Source organism: Arthrobacter sp. MMS24-S77 (genome assembly GCF_054888235.1).
Map to the genome: position 1 here is coordinate 1,557,892 of NZ_JBTZRN010000001.1, position 16,293 is coordinate 1,574,184.

Below are 16,293 nucleotides of genomic sequence, written 5' to 3' on the forward strand. Positions count from 1 at the left end.
ACGGTAAGCAACCACATCAGCCGCGGACTATGGAAAGGGGGACAGATGAAGTTCATCGGTGCAGGCGCGCGGCCGGGCCAGCCGCAGATCGACCACGATCTCATCTTCACCGTCCCCAATTTCCTGACCGTCCTGCGCTTCATGGGCGTTCCGCTGTTTGTGTGGCTGGTCCTGTGGCAGAGGGAATACGGTTTCGCTGTGTTGGTTCTTGCCATCATGGGCGGCACTGACTGGGTCGATGGTTACGTCGCCCGCCGCTACAACCAAGCCTCCAAGCTGGGCCGTATCCTCGATCCGGTGGCGGACCGCCTGGCACTCATCACTGTCGCTGTCACTCTCGCCATCGCTGGAGTGGTGGCCTGGTGGTACTTGGCCGCCCTCGTGGTGCCCGACGTCGTGCTTGCCACAGCCTCGTTGTTCTATTTCCACAGCCACCCTGACCTTCCGGTGAGCCGGATCGGCAAAATCCGGACGGCATTCCTGCTCCTAGGCACGCCGCTTCTGGTCCTCTCCAAGCTATCGATTCCCTTCACCGGTGTTTACTTCGTGATCGCTTGGGTCTGCCTGGGTTTGGGCCTTGCGGGCCACTGGGTGGCTGCCTACAACTATTTCTGGGCCATCCTCCGCAAGGGCAAAGAGCTCAAAGCCAACGACGGCGGTCGTAGCTGATGGTCTGGTTTGCAGTCCTTCTTGCGGTGCTTGGCGCCTTCTGCCTTGCCATTGGTGCCCAGCGCCAGGGCAGCGCGGTTAAGGCCGATACCGGTGGACTCGCCTTGAGTTCCAAAGGATTCTTGAGACTTCTCAGGAATCCACGGTGGATGTTGGGCCTGCTGTTGCTTGCCTTGGGCATGGGCATGAACGCCATTGCCTTGGTGTCAGCTCCCCTGACCGTGGTTCAGCCCATTGGTGCCATCGCTTTGGTGATCACCACGGTGGTCAACGCCAAGGATCAAGGCCTCAGCATCAACCGCGGCACCGTGGTGGCGATCTCGGCGTGCGTGACGGGCTCGGCACTGTTCGTCCTGCTGGCGGTCAATGCCACCCAGGAGAACCACCACGTCACTGGCGAAGACGAAATAACCATCGTGCTCCTGCTGGCGCTCGCCGTCGGGCTCTTTGGAACTTTGGCTGTCATGTTCCGGCACCGCATGAGCGCCTTTGTATACATCCTGGGTGCCGGTGTGTTGTTCGGATTCGTCGCAGTACTGACACGCATCATTGGCCGGCACCTTCTGGATCCCAACGGGCACTTTCTGCTCAACGTCCAGTGGTACACGGTGGTGGCCATCGCCGCGGCCGGCGGACTCGGCTCCTGGTTCGTGCAGAGCGCGTACTCCGGCGGCCCACCAGATCTGGTGATCGCAGGGCTCACTGTGATCGACCCCATTGTCGGGATCGCCATTGGGATCGCCATTTTGGGTGAGCTTCGTCCCGATGTCCACGCCGTGCTCGCAATCGCCATGGCTGTGGCCGCTTCCCTTGCTATCGTGGGGGTTATTGCCCTGAGCCGGCACCATCCCGAGGTCACCAAGCGAAAACGTGACGCGAAGGCGGCAGCAAGCCGGAAGGCCTAGGGCAACGCTCGACAACCGTGCCCCGCACACCCGCGGCAGGCAACCGGCGAAGACGTCGTAGGGCCAGATACCTTGCGATGTTCGCACCGTGACAATCAGGAGTTCTCCACGTGACCATTCCCGAAACCAACAAACCCCTCACCATCCTGATTGCGGCGGACACATACCGCCCGCAGGTCAACGGTGCTGCTCAGTTCGGGTACCGGCTTGCCAAAGGCATGAAGGCACGGGGGCACGACGTGCACGTGCTGGCCTGCCGGGCGGACAACGGCAAGAGCTTCACCGAATTCGGGGATGAAGCCACCGTGCACCGCCTGAAGTCCCACGGGGTCTTTACTCACGAGTACTTCCGGATTTCCTACCCATGGGAAATCAAGAAAGACATTGCGCTGCTCTTCGACAGGGTGCGGCCCGACGTCGTGCACATCCAGAGCCACTACATGATCGGGGAGCACGTTCTGTACGAGGCAAAGAAGCGCGGCATCCGAATCATAGCCACCAACCACTTCATGCCCGAAAACCTGAACCCGTTCCTCCCGTTCCCACAGTGGTTCAAGGACATCATCGGGCGCGTCTCGTGGAAAGACATGGGCAAGGTCATGGGCCTGGCCGACGTCGTCACGACGCCCACACCGCTTGCCGCCAAGGCAATGCACCAGCACGCGTTCCTCCGCAAGGTCCTGCCGCTCTCCAACGGTATTGACGCCGCCGCCTACGAGTTGCAGCCGGGGGAAGAAATCGAGCCTCATGCCAACCCCACCGTTCTCTTCGTAGGCCGCCTTGCTGAAGAAAAACACGTGGACGTGCTGATCGACGCCATCTCCAAGACGCCTGCCGAGCTCAAGGTGCATCTCGAGATCGTGGGCGGCGGCGAGGTCCGCGCCGCTCTGGAAGCGCAGGCCAAGCGGCTTGGTTTGGGGGAGCGGGTCAAGTTCCTGGGCTTGGCCAGCGATGAGGACCTGAGGAAGGCCTACATTCGCGCCGACCTGTTCTGCATGCCCGGAACTGCCGAACTGCAGTCCCTCGTGACCCTTGAGGCAATGTCGGCGTCGACGCCGGTTCTCCTCGCCAATGCGATGGCCCTGCCGCATCTGGTGCGCGAAGGCGAGAATGGGCATCTGTTCACGCCTGGGGACAGCAGCGAGTTGGCGGCCCGGATCACCGAGCTCTTCCGCCTGCCGGCTGGCGAACTAGAAGCCATGGGCAAGGCGAGCCGCGCAATGGTGGAGCCGCACAGCATCCAGGGCACCCTGCAGACCTTCGAGGACCTGTACCGCGGCGCTTCCTATGACGACAAGGTGGTCTAAAAGGCACGTGGCTTACGGTTTGGCTTCGGGTTGGCATCGAGGGCCGAATTGTTTTGCTAGAGTGTTTTGGCCGGGACGGGCGCTGACATGAGCGGCCCCCGGCCGACTCGGGGCTATAGCTCAGCTGGTTAGAGCGCGGGACTCATAATCCTAAGGTCCTCGGTTCAAGTCCGAGTAGCCCTACCGAAAAGAGCCCTTGAGCTGCGGAAACGCAGATCAGGGGCTCTTTCATTTTGGAGTTCTAAGGTAGCCACCCACCGGAAACGCTTCAAACACACTCTGGCGATGTCGTGTACACGGTCGCGTTGCCGGGACGCTAGCTGATGTTCATGGTGTGATGCTCCACGCTAAATTCGCCGGCAAGCGCCGTGTCGGCCGGATCGGCCGCGGCCGGGCGCCGTCGTCTTTCGTTCGGGATGCGCTCATCCGCTGCCGGCTTCCACATGCTCTTCTGGACGGCGCGTTGACCTTGAATTATCAGCCGCTCCGGGACCTGGCCACCGGCGTGGACCACGGCGTCGAGGCGCTGTTGCTCTGGACCGACGTCGAACTCGGGAGGGTCCCGCCGGCGGAATTCGTCCCCGTGGCTGAACACACCGGAGAGATCCTTAGCATCGGCGCCTGGGTCATTGACCTGGCCTGTGCGCAGGCGCGGTCGTGGGCAGATGCGGGAACGCCGCTGAAGATCGCGGTGAACGCGGAATCCGCGACAGCCCCTTCAACATCGTTCTTAATGGCGGTGAAACGTAATGGCGATGGCGATGAAACTTAATGGGGGTGAAGTTAACGGCAGTGGAAGCCTTGGGGCAGGGCAGCTACGGACGGGGTCCTGACGGGCACCCGCTGCCCGGCGCGCGGTACGGTTCACAGTAGAAGGACGCCGACCGCTCCACGCCCCGTTTGCACGTGGCGTGGAGGGCGGCTGGATCACGGCGGGGGTGTGGCATGTATGTAGTGATGGTGGCGAGCGAGTGCGCGCCGGTGGCCAAGGCCGGCGGTCTGGGCGATGTGGTTTTCGGGCTAAGCAGGGAGCTGGAGATCCGGGGGCACGAGGTGGAGATCGTGCTGCCCAAGTATGCGGGCATGCGGTATGACGACGTGTGGGGGTTGACGATCGACTACCACGACCTATGGGTGCCGTGGCACGGGGCTGCAGTCCGTTGCACCGTGTGGTTCGGCTACGTGCATGGGCGGAAGTGCTTTTTCATCGAGCCGCACTCGGGCGAAGGATTCTTCGACCGGGAGCTCATGTACGGCTACCCCGACGACGTGGACCGCTTCACGTTCTTCTCCAAGGCCGCCATGGAATACCTGTACAAGGTGGGGAAACGCCCTGACGTGATCCACTGCCACGACTGGCAGACCGGACTGATCCCGGTCCTCTTGTATGAGCAGTACGGGCATGTGATGCCCGACCAGCGGGTGTGCTACACCATCCACAACTTTCGCCACCAGGGTCTGACCGGCCCCCAAGAGCTTTGGAGCACGCAGCTGGGCCGGCCCGACTATTTCCTGGACCGTGTCCGCCTCGGTGACGACCATCGGTTCGGGGCGGTGAATCTAATGAAGGGCGGGGTGGTCTATTCGAACTTCACTACCACGGTCTCACCTAACCATGCCGAGGAGGCGCGCCACGGCGACGGCGGGGACGGGCTGGGACAAACCTTGTCGACACATCAGGTCAAGTTCGGCGGGGTGCTCAACGGGGTGGACTACGAGACCTGGAACCCCGAGATCGACCCTTTCCTCCCCGCCCATTATTCGGCGGAGCGGATGGAGGGCAAGTATGAGGCGAAGAGACGGCTGCGGGAACGGCTCTGGATGCGGGACACCTTCAGCCCGATCGTCGCCTATGTAGGACGCCTCGACGACCAGAAGGGGATGCACCTGGTGCATCACGCCCTGTTCTACGCCCTCCAGAGGGGGGCACAGTTCGTGCTCTTGGGTGACGGCCTGCACAACGGGATCAACGGACACTTCCGGCATCTCAAGCACTACCTCAACGACAACCCGGACTGCCACCTGGAGATCGGTTACAGCGAGGAACTGGCGCACCTGATTTACGCAGGGGCGGACATGGTGGTGGTGCCGTCCATGTTCGAGCCGTGCGGGCTGACCCCTATGATTGCCATGCGCTACGGGACCATTCCGGTGGTGCGGGCGGTGGGCGGCATGGTCGACACGGTCTTCGACCGGGACTTCTCGGACCGTCCGGGCTGGCAGCGCAACGGATACGTGTTCCACCAGACCGACAACACGGCCATCGAGTCGGCGCTGGAACGGGCGTTCGGGCTGTGGTTCGACTTCCCCGGCGAGTTCCGCCAGCTGATGCTCAACGCGATGCGCAGCGACTACTCCTGGGCCGGCCCGGGCCAGGACTATCTCAACATCTACGACCACATCCGCCACAAGTAGCCCGACCCCGGGGGAAGGAAGCCGATGGACATCATGGACGAGTACGTGGATGGCCTGCCGAATATCTGCGGGGAGGAGACCATGATCGCCCAGGCGATCGCAGCCGGCCGGGAACAGCGAGCGTTCAACGAGATGGACCTTGCCCGGCTGGGCAGCGGCTTCGCCGTGGCGTTGCACATGCACCAACCGTTGATACCCGCCGGCGGGCAGGACCTGCAAAACGCGGCGGTGATCTCGAACCTTGCGTGGATGATGGACCACCCGGGCCAGGGCGACAATCACAACGCCCCGGCCTTCGCATGGTGCTACAAGCGGATGGGCGAGTTCATCCCGCAACTCCTGGAGCGCGGACTGGCACCCCGTGTGATGCTGGACTACTCAGGCACCCTGCTGCACGGTATGCGCCAGATGGGCCTCAATGACGTGTTCGACGCGCTGGCCCGGATCACCTGCGAAGACCCCTGGCGCGGTGCGGTTGAGTGGCTGGGATCGACCTGGGGGCACGCAGTGGCCCCCTCCACCCCCATCCAGGACTTCCGCCTGCATGTGCGCGCCTGGCAGCACCACTTCGCCGCCATCTTCGGCACCGAGGCGCTTAGGAGAGTTCGGGGTTTCTCCCCGGCCGAGATGGCTCTGCCGAACCAGCCCGATGTCGCATATGAATTCGTGCGCACACTAGTTGAGTGCGGCTATAGCTGGGTCCTGGTCCAAGAGCACACCGTCGAACGCCCCGACGGCAGTCCAATAGACCGCCCGCACCTGCCGCATCGGCTCACCTGCACCAGCTCCAGGGGTGAGACCGCCTCGATCACCGCGATCGTCAAAACACAAGGCAGCGACACCAAGCTGGTCGGCCAGATGCAGCCCTACTACGAGGCCAAGAATCTCGCATCCGTGCAGTTGGCCGGCCGGACGGTCCCGCCGCTGGTGACCCAGATCGCGGACGGCGAGAACGGGGGAGTCATGATGAACGAGTTTCCCCCCAAATACTTTGATGTCATCGCCGAGTCCTCCGGCTCGTCCAGCCCCGCTTTGAACGTTTCGGAGTATCTCGAAGCCCTCACCGCCCTCGGTGTCGACCCGGCGGACCTGCCGCCGATCCAGCCGGCGGGGCAGCACCGGGTATGGGAGCGGCTCGACCCGGGCGAGGGACCCGGGCGGCTCGAAGAAGTGATCGAGGAGCTCTCCGGTAAGGACGGCAGGTTCCACATGGACGGCGGCAGTTGGACCAACAACGTCTCCTGGGTGTCAGGCTATGACAGCGTCCTTGCCCCGATGCAGCGGGCCAGCGCCCTTTTCAACCAGCGATTCCTCACCGCCGGGGTGCCCAGCAGCGATCCCGCCTACCGCCGGGCGCTGTTTTACCTGCTGGCGTGTGAGACCAGCTGCTACCGCTACTGGGGTCAGGGCATCTGGACCGACTATGGCGCCGAGCTCGCCCGCCGCGCCATCGAAGCCTGCGAGGCCGCCTAATGGCCGGGCGGATCGACTTCGCGCTGGTGCTCAACCTGCACCAGCCCGCCGGCAACCTCGAGAACCTGCTCGACGCCGACCCGTGGGCAGCCCGAGAGATCCTCTACGCCCTCGACCGCATCCCAAGGTCCCTGTGGCCATATGAGGACATCGGCCGGGTCCACCTGTCGATCTCAGGCGCCCTACTGGAGACCCTCGCGGATCCGGCCTTCCAGTCCCGCGTGTATGGGATCGTGGACTGCGGATCGCTGCTTTGGCACTTGCAGAACACCGCCATTATCGACATCCTCGCCACTGGCTACCACCACCCTGTCCTGCCCCTCATACCCGCCCACGACTGGCCCGACCAGCTCCAAGCGTGGCGCCAGGCGGGCGAACGGCTCTTCGCCCGCCCCCACATGGGTGGGTTCTGGCCGCCCGAGATGGGCTTCACTATGGAGCTCATCCCCCTCCTGCAGGCAATGGGCTACCGTTACGTGCTCGTCGACTCCAACCACGTCGAGGCGGTCGACCCGATGCGCTGGGACGAACTGCGCTACCGAACGCATATCGCCCGCCACGGTGGCGCCCAGATCACCGTGGTCGTGCGCGACCGGGAACTCTCGGACGCACAGCAGTCCGGGATGGACTCCGACTGGTTCATTCGCGAGGTCAAAGCCCGCACCCGCCACTGCGACTTTACGCCCCTGGTCACTACCGCCACTGACGGCGACAACGGCGGATGGTTCAGAAACACGACCGCCGGCTCCAGCTTCTGGACTGCCTTTTACCAGCCCTTCCTCGAACGGGCCCGCAGCGGCACGGCTGGCGGGGTCGCCCCCACCTTCATAGCCGACCACCTCGACCGCCACCCGCCCTACGGCGAAGTACGAGTGCGCGACGGGGCCTGGAACACCGGTTGGCACGACGGCAGCGGCTTCACACAGTGGACCGGCAGCCGCGCCCAGCGCGACGCCCTCGCGCGTGTCCAGCAGGTCAGCGGACAACTTCATGCCGCCGCCAACCGGGCCGACCCGTCCAACCCCGGCCTTGAGTTGGCCCTCCGCCATCTCCTCCAAGCCCAGACCAGCTGCAACTTCTTCTGGGGCGAAGCGTGGCTCGCCCGCTGCCATGGCGAACTCGACCACGCCGCCGCCGCCATCACGCCAACCTGATCGTAGCCAGTTCCCGACGCCGTCGGCGGCTCCAGCCGCCTTGAACCGCCAGCCGGCAAAAACCCTGGACGAGAGGGACTCGAGCAGGACGTCTAGAGCCTTCCAGAGCAACTCGAGGCGCCTCGTTCCTGTGTCCGCGCGCGAGGTGGGCCCCGTGCCCGTCTGTACCGCAAAGCCCGGAAGACGGCCCCCGGCCTCCGGCTACGCCATTGATCTTGGCCGCAGCTGATCCCTCAGACGCAGACCGGCTGTGGCCCTGGGTTCGTCCGATTATGGATGGCTAGCAGGGGCATGATGGGACATGATCGGAATATGCGCTGATCCGGAAAGATTCCATTCTGGGCGGTCCCGCCAGCCCTGCGTGGCTACAGGATCGAGTGGCTGCGCCACGACCTGGCGGCTGGCGCCGCCCTTTTCGCGATCTTGGTCCCCGCGGGCATGGCGTATGCCCAGGCCGCCGGTCTTCCACCGGTGACCGGTCTGTACGCAACGGTAGTGCCGCTGATTGTCTACGCCGCGGTCGGGCCGTCGCGTGTGCTGGTGTTGGGGCCGGATTCTGCGCTCGCGCCGATGATCGTTGCAGCATTGGTTCCCCTGGCCGCGGATAACGAGCAGAAATCCGTTGCGCTGGCAGGTCTCCTGGCCATACTGATCGGCGGCATTTTGCTGTTCGGGTCGGCCCTGAGGCTGGGAATCCTCATTGGACTGTTGTCGAAGCCCATCCGGCTCGGCTACCCGGTCATCAACCTTTTCCTCCGGGCGGGACCGGTTCCGGCCGCGGATGACCCAGGGCGGACTTGACCGCGGGATGTCAGGCAGGCATGCCCGGCCGAAAATGACCTGCCCGGGATGCCTATTGTCCTGTTAGACTGCCGGCGACACTTCGCGGCGCCACGAGGAGGCCCGGATGGTGGAGGCAGAGAACACGTGGACCCCCGAGGACCCGTGGTGGGTCAGGGACAATCTTCGCCACGCCATCGACCGCCTCGTCGGGCTGGGATACACGGTCCGCGGCGGCCAGGGCGAGGACCCCGAGCTTATCGACCCCGGCGGCTCAGCTGTGGAGACGTGGCGGGAGGACTACCCTTACGACGAACGGATGACCCGCGACGCATACGAGGCGGAGAAATACCTCCTGCAGATCGAACTGCTCAAGTTCCAGTACTGGGGCCAGGACCGCGGTTACAAGAACGTGATCGTCTTTGAGGGCCGCGACGCGGCCGGCAAAGGCGGGACGATCAAGCGCTTCACCGAGCACCTCGACCCCCGCTCCGCCCGAACCGTCGCGCTGGGCAAGCCCTCGGACCGTGAACAGGGCCAGTGGTATTTCCAGCGATACATCCAGCACCTGCCCACGGCAGGTGAAATCGTGATGTTCGACCGCTCCTGGTACAACCGCGCCAACGTCGAACGCGTCATGGGATTCTGCACCGACGAGGAATACCAGGCCTTCATGGCGCAGGCACCCTTGTTCGAGAAGATGCTGGTGGATTCCGGGATCCACCTGGACAAGTTCTGGTTTTCGGTGACCCGGCACGAGCAGCGCACCCGCTTTGCCATCCGCCAGATCGACCCCGTCCGGCGCTGGAAACTCTCGCCCGTGGACCTTGCCTCCCTCGACCGGTGGGAGGCCTACACCGAGGCAAAGGAACAAACCTTCCTCCGCACCGACACGGACCACGCGCCCTGGATCACCATCAAATCCAACGACAAGAAGCGCGGACGCATCAACGCCATGCGCTACTTCCTCAACCAGTTCGACTACGACGGCAAAAACACCGCGGTGGTCCACGACCCGGACCCGCTGATCGTGCGCCGAGGCCGGATCGCTGTCGGCGACTGAACTTGGAATCCGGTCAACGGGTCTGAACCTTGCAGGAGCCCTTCGTCTGCGATATGTTACTCACCAGTAACTTACGCAAAGGAGTGCCATGTCCAAGGCAGCAATCGACCTCGAGAACCTCCCGTACGCCGATGGCGACTTCTATGGATTTGAGCAACTGCTAACAAGCAAGGAGCAAGACCGGCTGGCCGAGATTCGGGCCTTCCTCTCCCGCGAGGTCAAGCCGATTGCCGTCGATTGCTGGAACCGTGGGGAGTTCCCCATGGAACTGATCCCCAAGCTGGCTGAGATCGACTTGGTGAGCCCGGTGAGGCGGCAAGGCTATTCCAACGTGTTCGCAGGCCTTGTCCACGCGGAGGCAACCCGCGCGGATGCTTCAATTGCCACATTCATGGGCGTCCACGACGGCTTGTTCACTGGTTCCATCGAGGCTCTGGCATCCCCGGAACAGCAGGACGCCTGGTTACCTGACATTTACTCCCTCAAGAAGATCGGCGCCTTTGGACTCACTGAGCCATTGGGCGGTTCGGACGTCGCAGGCGGCACCCGGACAACTGCGCGCCGCGAGGGCGACAACTGGATCATCAACGGAGCCAAGCGCTGGATCGGCAATGCCACGTTCTCCGACTGGGTGGTGGTCTTTGCCCGTGACCTCGCCGACAATCAGGTCAAGGGCTTCATGGTGGACACGAGCCTGCCGGGATTCAAAGCCACCAAGATCGAGAACAAAATTTCGCTGCGGACAGTTCAGAACGCCGATATCACCCTCGAAAATGTTGTGGTTCCGGACTTCTTCAAGCTTGCCAATGCCAACAGCTTCAGGGATACCAACAAGGTCCTCAAAGTCACGCGTCTCTCCGTGGCCTGGCAGGCGGTGGGGCAGCAGCTTGCGGCGTTCGACGTCGCCCGCCGCTACGCGCTGGAGCGTCTCCAATTTGGGCGGCCCCTGGCTTCGTTCCAATTGGTCCAGCAACAGCTGGTGCAGATCCTCGGCAACACGGTCAGCTCCATGGGCATGATGGTCCGGCTCGCTCAGCTCGAGGATGCCGGAGTGGCCAAGGACGAGCAATCTGCGCTGGCGAAAGCCTTCACCACGGCCCGCATGCGCGAAAGCGTGGCCTTGGGCCGAGGCGTCTTGGGGGGCAACGGCATTGTCACGGATTATGAGATGGCCAAGATCTTCGCCGACGCCGAGGCGATCTACTCCTACGAAGGCACCCACGAAATCAACACCCTCGTCGCGGGGCGGGCCATCACGGGGATTTCCGCCATCGTCTAGTGGTTATCAGTGTCTAGTGGCAGCAACACGGATGGGCGGAGATTGGTGACAAAGGCAAGCGGGTTGACGTAGTCCTCCCCGCGCCGCACGCCCCAGTGGATGCAAGGTGATTCGGAGCAGTGACCGGTCTTGACCATGCCGATTGCTTGGCCCTTGATCACGGTAGCGCCCTCCTTGAGTTCGCTCCTCACGGGTTCAAAGCTGCTGCGGAGCCCGCCGCCGTGGTCGATCGCTATCACCGGCCTGTCCACCACGACGCCTACGAAGCTCACGGTGCCGTCGGCGGGGGCGGTGACCGGGGCGCCGTCGTTGGCTGCTCGCAGATCAACGCCGCGGTGCCCGCTTAGCCAGGGTTTGTCCGGAGGGTCGAAACCACGCAGGACGGCAGGCTTGGGGGAGAGCGGCCACGCCCAGTCCGGGCGGGTACTGGCGGCGGCTTTTTCGGAACCCGGGGCGGCGGCGGTGGGGGTCGCGCCCAAAGCCAGCACCAAGAGTAGATTGACCAAAAGACTTGCCGTTCTCATGGAACAAGCCTTCGTCAGCCCGGTGAGTCTCGAAAGCCGCAAGATTGACTATGTGGAAAACCTGACGAAATAACGCCGGAACCTGGAACCTGGACCTCGTGCAATTGCGGTCAAGAGGGTGGGGGCGCTGTAGTACACTTGGTGGAGCAGTTTGCTGTGCCCTCACGCTTGTTCAGAAGCGCTTCTCATTCAGTTGCGCGGGGGCTCCAGGCTGACTACGCGTATCCAACCCTCCAACTGCGAATCCTTGCGGATTCAACGCTGCGGAGGATTGTGCCTCTTGCGGTCCGGCGAGTCATTGGCCGGATGAGAAGTGCAATGGATGCCAGGAGCCAGGGCCCGTTTGGGTTCGGCTAATTAACCGTCAACTATTGGCAGGGTAAGAGCGGCCCGTGTGGCGCTCTCATGAATGACCTGCCGGAAGGAGCGTCGGCATGCCCGTCGTAACTATGCGCCAGCTGCTTGACAGCGGCGTCCACTTTGGACACCAGACCCGTCGTTGGAACCCGAAGATGAAGCGATTCATCTTCACGGAGCGCAACGGCATCTACATCATTGACCTTCAGCAGTCGCTGTCCTACATCGACCGCGCTTTCGAGTTCGTCAAGGCCACTGTCGCCCACGGCGGCACCGTCCTGTTCGTCGGCACCAAGAAGCAGGCCCAGGAAGCAATTGCTGAGCAGGCTACCCGCGTTGGCCAGCCGTACGTCAACCAGCGCTGGTTGGGCGGTATGCTCACCAACTTCCAGACCGTTGCCAAGCGCATCCAGCGCATGAAGGAACTCGAAGAGATCAACTTCGAGGACGTCGCAGGCTCCGGTTACACCAAGAAGGAGCTCCTGCTCCTCAAGCGTGAACTCACCAAGCTGGAAACCAACCTCGGTGGTATCCGCAACCTGACCAAGGCTCCTTCCGTTCTGTGGGTTGTTGACACGAAGAAGGAACACCTTGCTGTTGACGAAGCCAAGAAGCTGAACATCCCGGTTGTTGCCATCCTGGACACCAACTGCGACCCCGACGAAGTTGATTTCCCGATCCCGGGTAACGACGACGCCATCCGCTCCGTAAACCTGCTGACCCGCGTGGTTGCTGACGCTGTTGCCGAGGGCCTCATCGCCCGCAACCAGCGCGCAACTGGTGCTGCAGAGGCTCCGGAAGAGCCGCTGGCTGAGTGGGAGCGCGAACTCCTCGAAGGCAGCAAGGCCGAAGCTGCTGAAGCTCCGGCTGCGGAAGCTGCTGAAGCCCCGGCCGTCGAGGCCACCGAAGCTGCTGCTGGCGAAGCCGAAGCAGACAAGTAAATCCGGACCTTTCCTGCACCGGATATCGGTGCGGGGAGTTACTGACAGGATGGCGGCCCACAAGGTGGGCTGCTGTCCTGTCAGTCCGTAAACACATAAATTTCTAGACAGAGGGGTTCACATGGCGAACTACACTGCTGCTGACATCAAGGCCCTGCGCGAGCGCACCGGCGCCGGCATGATGGACGTCAAGAAGGCTCTTGACGAGGCCAATGGCGACGCCGAGAAGGCCATCGAGATCATCCGCATCAAGGGCCTCAAGGGCGCTACCAAGCGTGAAGGCCGCTCCACCGCCGAGGGCCTGGTTGCAGCCAAGGTCACCGACGGTGTTGGCGTAATGATCGAGGTCAACTGCGAGACCGACTTCGTCGCCAAGGCTGACAAGTTCATCCAGCTGGCCGACAAGGTCCTGGCCGTCGCTGTCGAGTCCGGCGCTGCCGACCTCGAGACCCTGCTGGCCATCGACGTCGACGGCAAGCCCCTTTCGGAGGTTGTCGTCGAAGAAGGCGCAGTCCTCGGCGAGAAGGTCGTCGTCCGCCGCATCGCCCGCATTGAAGGCGGCACGGTTGACGCTTACCTGCACAAGACCTCCAAGGACCTCCCGGCCCAGGTCGGCGTCCTGTTCGCCGTTGAGGGCGAGGGCGACGCCGCTGCTACCGCAGCTCACGACGTTGCCGTCCACGTTGCAGCCATGGCTCCGAACTACCTGAGCCGCGAAGACGTCCCGGCCGAACTGGTCGAGTCCGAGCGCCGCATCGCGGAAGAGACCGCCAAGGCTGAAGGCAAGCCGGAAGCCGCTCTCACCAAGATCGTGGAAGGCCGCGTGACGGGCTTCTACAAGGGTGAGGTTCTCCTGGACCAGGCATTCGCCAAGGACTCCAAGAAGACCGTTGCCCAGGTTCTCGAAGAGGCCGGCGTCAAGGCAACCGCAGTCGCTCGTTTCCGCGTCGGAAACTAGTAAGACTTCAAAAGGGGTGGTCACTGCGGTGGCCGCCCCTTTTGCATGCAATGGCAGGCGCGCCGAGCGCATCTACAGTCGGCAGCTTTCTGCCCGGCCCCCAGCAAGATAATCTAGCCAGAGTCCACAAACGGGAAGGCACCATGGAAACCGAGAACACTGCAATCCAGCCCGGAAAGACCCGCCGCCGAGTGCTGCTGAAGCTGTCCGGCGAGGTCATCGGCGGCGGAAAGCTCGGTGTAGACCCGGAGACCGTCCGCGCTATCGCCAAGCAGATCGCCGCAGCCGTTTCCGAAGTCGAGGTGGCAATCGTGGTCGGTGGCGGCAACTTCTTCCGCGGCGCCGAACTGTCCCAGAGCGGCATGGACCGCTCCCGCGCCGACTACATGGGCATGCTCGGCACCGTGATGAACTGCCTGGCACTACAGGACTTCCTGGAGCAAGCGGGCGTCGAGACCCGCGTCCAGAGCGCCATCACCATGGGCCAGGTGGCCGAGGCCTACATTCCGCGCCGCGCCATCCGCCACATGGAGAAGGGCCGCGTGGTCATCTTCGGCGCGGGCGCCGGACTTCCATATTTCTCCACAGACACTGTTGCCGCCCAGCGTGCTCTCGAAGTGCATGCCGACGTCGTCCTGATGGCGAAGAGCGGGGTAGATGGCGTGTACACCGCAGATCCCAAGAAGGATCCCACCGCTGAGAAGCTTGAAAAGCTCAGCTACGACGAGGCCCTGCGCCGTGACATCCGCGTCATGGACCAGACAGCCATGACCATGTGCAAGGACAACGATTTGTCCATGGTGGTCTTCGGCATGGAAGGCGAAGGGAACGTCACCCGGGCCATCCTCGGCGAAAAGCTTGGCACCCTGGTCACTCCCTAGCAAGGGCTAGGATATTTCTAGGACTCTTCCGCCCGCAGGGGCGGAAATTTACTGTGCATCGCGGCCCGTGGAACGGGGCGCGACTATTTCTGAGGAGAAACCATGATCGAGGAAACCTTGCTCGAAGCCGGCGAAAAGATGGACAAGGCGGTCGAGGTAGCCAAAGAGGATTTCGCGACGATCCGTACCGGTCGTGCCAACCCTGGGCTTTACAGCAAGGTGATCGTGGAATACTACGGCACCCCCACGCCGCTGCAGCAGCTGGCTTCTTTCGCCATTCCGGACGCCAGGACCATCCTCATCACCCCTTACGACAAGACCGCGATGCGCGACATCGAAAGGGCCCTGAGCGACTCCGAGGTGGGCGCGAACCCGTCCAACGATGGCAACGTCATCCGGATCACCATCCCGGAGCTGACCCAGGAACGCCGCAAGGAATACGTCAAGATCGTCAAGGGCAAGGGTGAGGACGCAAAGGTCACCATCCGAAGCATCCGACGCAAGGCCAAGGACTCCTTGGACAAACTCGTCAAGGACGGCGAAGCCGGCGAAGACGAGGGCGCACGTGGGGAAAGGAACTCGACGCCATCACCAAGGCCCATGTCGACGGCATCGACGAGCTCCTCAAGCGCAAGGAAGCCGAGCTGCTCGAGGTCTGATGAGCGAGGCTGAGCCGGCGCCCGCGCAGGGAGTTCCCACACGCGCCAGGCGCCAACGAGGCAACCCGACGCCTAAGGCGGGAAGGAATCTTCCGGCCGCCATCGGCGTCGGGCTTGCCATGCTCTTTGCCGTTCTCGGCGGGCTGCTGTTCCTGCCGCTGGGCTTCGTCCTCCTGACCACCGCATTTGCGGTTCTTGGCGTGTGGGAGATTTTCCGCGCCCTCGAAGGCCAGGGAACCCGGATGCCGATCATCCCGGTGATGACCGGCACTGTGGCGATGCCGCTGGCGGCTTACTTCGGCGGCGCCGAGAGCCTGCTCTTCGCCATGGTGCTCAGCAGCGCGGCCGTCCTCCTCTGGCGCTCCCTTGAAAGCGCCGCCGGCGCTCCCCGTAGCGTCTTTGCCGGAATTTTCACCCTTGCCTGGGTGCCCTTCCTGATCAGCTTTGCCATCTTGCCCCTCCACGCCAGCGGGGGAGCGACGACGGCGGGACCCTGGCCCGCTGGACAGGTTCCGGCAGGTGCCTGGCAGATTGCCGTCATGCTGTTGCTGGTGGTGTCCAACGACACTTTTGGATACCTTGTCGGCGCGCTGTTCGGCAAGCACCCGATGGCTCCCAAGATCAGCCCCAAAAAGTCCTGGGAAGGCTTCGGAGGCTCGGTGGCAGGTGCCATGGTGATCGGGATCCTGGCCAGCGTTTTCGTTCTGGGGAGGCCCTGGTGGGTCGGCGTGGTGCTGGCCGTCGGCATGGTGGCCGCGGCTACCGCAGGTGACCTCGCGGAATCCATGGTCAAACGGGAACTTGGCGTCAAGGACATGAGCAGCATCCTGCCCGGACATGGCGGGGTCATGGACCGCCTCGACTCGATTGTCTTCGCGGCTCCGGCAGCATTTATTCTTTTCGCGCTGTTGAGCGGCGCCTGACAACC

At 63.2% G+C, this 16,293-nt stretch carries 15 protein-coding genes, 1 tRNA gene and 1 pseudogene; 16 read left to right on the top strand and 1 reads right to left on the bottom strand.

The window, feature by feature from the left end; all coding sequences use genetic code 11:
- Positions 1-45 precede the first annotated feature (45 nt).
- From ACX5I4_RS07080 to ACX5I4_RS07130, 11 genes are all read left to right on the top strand, one after another.
- Positions 46-669, top strand: a complete 624-nt coding sequence (locus ACX5I4_RS07080) for a CDP-alcohol phosphatidyltransferase family protein (RefSeq protein ID WP_461836057.1) — start codon at positions 46-48, stop codon at positions 667-669.
- A complete protein-coding gene (locus ACX5I4_RS07085; RefSeq protein WP_461836058.1) occupies positions 669-1,574 on the top strand; it encodes a DMT family transporter in 906 nt (301 codons plus the stop codon). Before ACX5I4_RS07080 ends, ACX5I4_RS07085 begins: the two co-directional genes overlap by 1 nt.
- 110 nt (positions 1,575-1,684) lie before the next feature.
- Positions 1,685-2,881, top strand: a complete 1,197-nt coding sequence (locus ACX5I4_RS07090; protein ID WP_461836059.1) for a glycosyltransferase — start codon at positions 1,685-1,687, stop codon at positions 2,879-2,881.
- 109 nt (positions 2,882-2,990) lie between these two features.
- A tRNA-Ile gene (locus ACX5I4_RS07095) sits at positions 2,991-3,064 on the top strand.
- A gap of 154 nt (positions 3,065-3,218) precedes the next feature.
- Entirely contained in the window at positions 3,219-3,653 is a 435-nt protein-coding gene (locus tag ACX5I4_RS07100) for an EAL domain-containing protein (RefSeq protein ID WP_461836060.1), read from the top strand.
- Between the two features lie 185 nt (positions 3,654-3,838).
- Positions 3,839-5,296: a glycogen synthase gene (locus ACX5I4_RS07105; protein ID WP_461836061.1), complete on the top strand. Its 1,458-nt coding sequence runs from the start codon at positions 3,839-3,841 to the stop codon at positions 5,294-5,296.
- A 24-nt stretch (positions 5,297-5,320) separates the two neighbouring features.
- Positions 5,321-6,769 carry a hypothetical protein gene (locus tag ACX5I4_RS07110; protein ID WP_461836062.1) on the top strand — a complete coding sequence of 483 codons (1,449 nt, stop codon included), beginning with the start codon at positions 5,321-5,323 and terminating at the stop codon, positions 6,767-6,769.
- Positions 6,769-7,923, top strand: a complete 1,155-nt coding sequence (locus tag ACX5I4_RS07115) for a hypothetical protein (protein WP_461836063.1) — start codon at positions 6,769-6,771, stop codon at positions 7,921-7,923. The genes ACX5I4_RS07110 and ACX5I4_RS07115 overlap by 1 nt, the downstream gene beginning before the upstream one ends.
- A gap of 393 nt (positions 7,924-8,316) precedes the next feature.
- Positions 8,317-8,724 (top strand): SulP family inorganic anion transporter, encoded by a 408-nt coding sequence (locus tag ACX5I4_RS07120; protein WP_461838669.1) that lies wholly within the window; start codon positions 8,317-8,319, stop codon positions 8,722-8,724.
- Between the two features lie 106 nt (positions 8,725-8,830).
- A complete protein-coding gene (gene ppk2, locus ACX5I4_RS07125; protein WP_461836064.1) occupies positions 8,831-9,766 on the top strand; it encodes a polyphosphate kinase 2 in 936 nt (311 codons plus the stop codon).
- An 88-nt stretch (positions 9,767-9,854) separates the two neighbouring features.
- Entirely contained in the window at positions 9,855-11,045 is a 1,191-nt protein-coding gene (locus tag ACX5I4_RS07130) for an acyl-CoA dehydrogenase family protein (protein WP_461836065.1), read from the top strand.
- Here ACX5I4_RS07130 and ACX5I4_RS07135 read toward each other — a convergent pair.
- Positions 11,042-11,569, bottom strand: coding sequence for a M23 family metallopeptidase (locus ACX5I4_RS07135; RefSeq protein WP_461836066.1), 528 nt, complete (start codon positions 11,567-11,569; stop codon positions 11,042-11,044). The two genes, ACX5I4_RS07130 and ACX5I4_RS07135, sit on opposite strands and share 4 nt — an antisense overlap.
- Before the next feature lie 434 nt (positions 11,570-12,003).
- On the opposite strand from ACX5I4_RS07135, the gene rpsB reads away from it, so the two are divergent.
- The 5 genes and pseudogenes from rpsB to ACX5I4_RS07160 all read left to right on the top strand — a co-directional run bounded on the left by rpsB (position 12,004) and on the right by ACX5I4_RS07160 (position 16,288).
- Positions 12,004-12,867, top strand: a complete 864-nt coding sequence (gene rpsB, locus ACX5I4_RS07140) for a 30S ribosomal protein S2 (RefSeq protein ID WP_461836067.1) — start codon at positions 12,004-12,006, stop codon at positions 12,865-12,867.
- Positions 12,868-12,988: 121 nt separating this feature from the next.
- Positions 12,989-13,825, top strand: coding sequence for a translation elongation factor Ts (gene tsf, locus ACX5I4_RS07145; RefSeq protein WP_184735951.1), 837 nt, complete (start codon positions 12,989-12,991; stop codon positions 13,823-13,825).
- A 143-nt stretch (positions 13,826-13,968) separates the two neighbouring features.
- The gene (gene pyrH / locus ACX5I4_RS07150) at positions 13,969-14,706 is read left to right on the top strand and encodes a UMP kinase (protein WP_265978470.1); all 738 of its coding nucleotides are present in this window, start codon (positions 13,969-13,971) and stop codon (positions 14,704-14,706) included.
- 102 nt (positions 14,707-14,808) lie between these two features.
- A pseudogene (gene frr, locus ACX5I4_RS07155) lies at positions 14,809-15,365 on the top strand (ribosome recycling factor).
- Entirely contained in the window at positions 15,365-16,288 is a 924-nt protein-coding gene (locus ACX5I4_RS07160) for a phosphatidate cytidylyltransferase (protein ID WP_461836068.1), read from the top strand. The pseudogene frr and the gene ACX5I4_RS07160 overlap by 1 nt, the downstream one beginning before the upstream one ends.
- Positions 16,289-16,293 lie beyond the last annotated feature (5 nt).

Coding starts and splice junctions, on each gene's coding strand:
- tsf (WP_184735951.1), top strand. CDS start 12,989: ATGGCGAACTACACTGCTGCTGACATCAAGGCCCTGCGCGAGCGCACC.
- ACX5I4_RS07085 (WP_461836058.1), top strand. CDS start 669: ATGGTCTGGTTTGCAGTCCTTCTTGCGGTGCTTGGCGCCTTCTGCCTT.
- ACX5I4_RS07100 (WP_461836060.1), top strand. CDS start 3,219: ATGCTCCACGCTAAATTCGCCGGCAAGCGCCGTGTCGGCCGGATCGGC.
- pyrH (WP_265978470.1), top strand. CDS start 13,969: ATGGAAACCGAGAACACTGCAATCCAGCCCGGAAAGACCCGCCGCCGA.
- rpsB (WP_461836067.1), top strand. CDS start 12,004: ATGCCCGTCGTAACTATGCGCCAGCTGCTTGACAGCGGCGTCCACTTT.
- ACX5I4_RS07115 (WP_461836063.1), top strand. CDS start 6,769: ATGGCCGGGCGGATCGACTTCGCGCTGGTGCTCAACCTGCACCAGCCC.
- ppk2 (WP_461836064.1), top strand. CDS start 8,831: ATGGTGGAGGCAGAGAACACGTGGACCCCCGAGGACCCGTGGTGGGTC.
- ACX5I4_RS07160 (WP_461836068.1), top strand. CDS start 15,365: ATGAGCGAGGCTGAGCCGGCGCCCGCGCAGGGAGTTCCCACACGCGCC.
- ACX5I4_RS07105 (WP_461836061.1), top strand. CDS start 3,839: ATGGTGGCGAGCGAGTGCGCGCCGGTGGCCAAGGCCGGCGGTCTGGGC.
- ACX5I4_RS07080 (WP_461836057.1), top strand. CDS start 46: ATGAAGTTCATCGGTGCAGGCGCGCGGCCGGGCCAGCCGCAGATCGAC.
- ACX5I4_RS07110 (WP_461836062.1), top strand. CDS start 5,321: ATGGACATCATGGACGAGTACGTGGATGGCCTGCCGAATATCTGCGGG.
- ACX5I4_RS07135 (WP_461836066.1), bottom strand. CDS start 11,569: ATGAGAACGGCAAGTCTTTTGGTCAATCTACTCTTGGTGCTGGCTTTG.
- ACX5I4_RS07130 (WP_461836065.1), top strand. CDS start 9,855: ATGTCCAAGGCAGCAATCGACCTCGAGAACCTCCCGTACGCCGATGGC.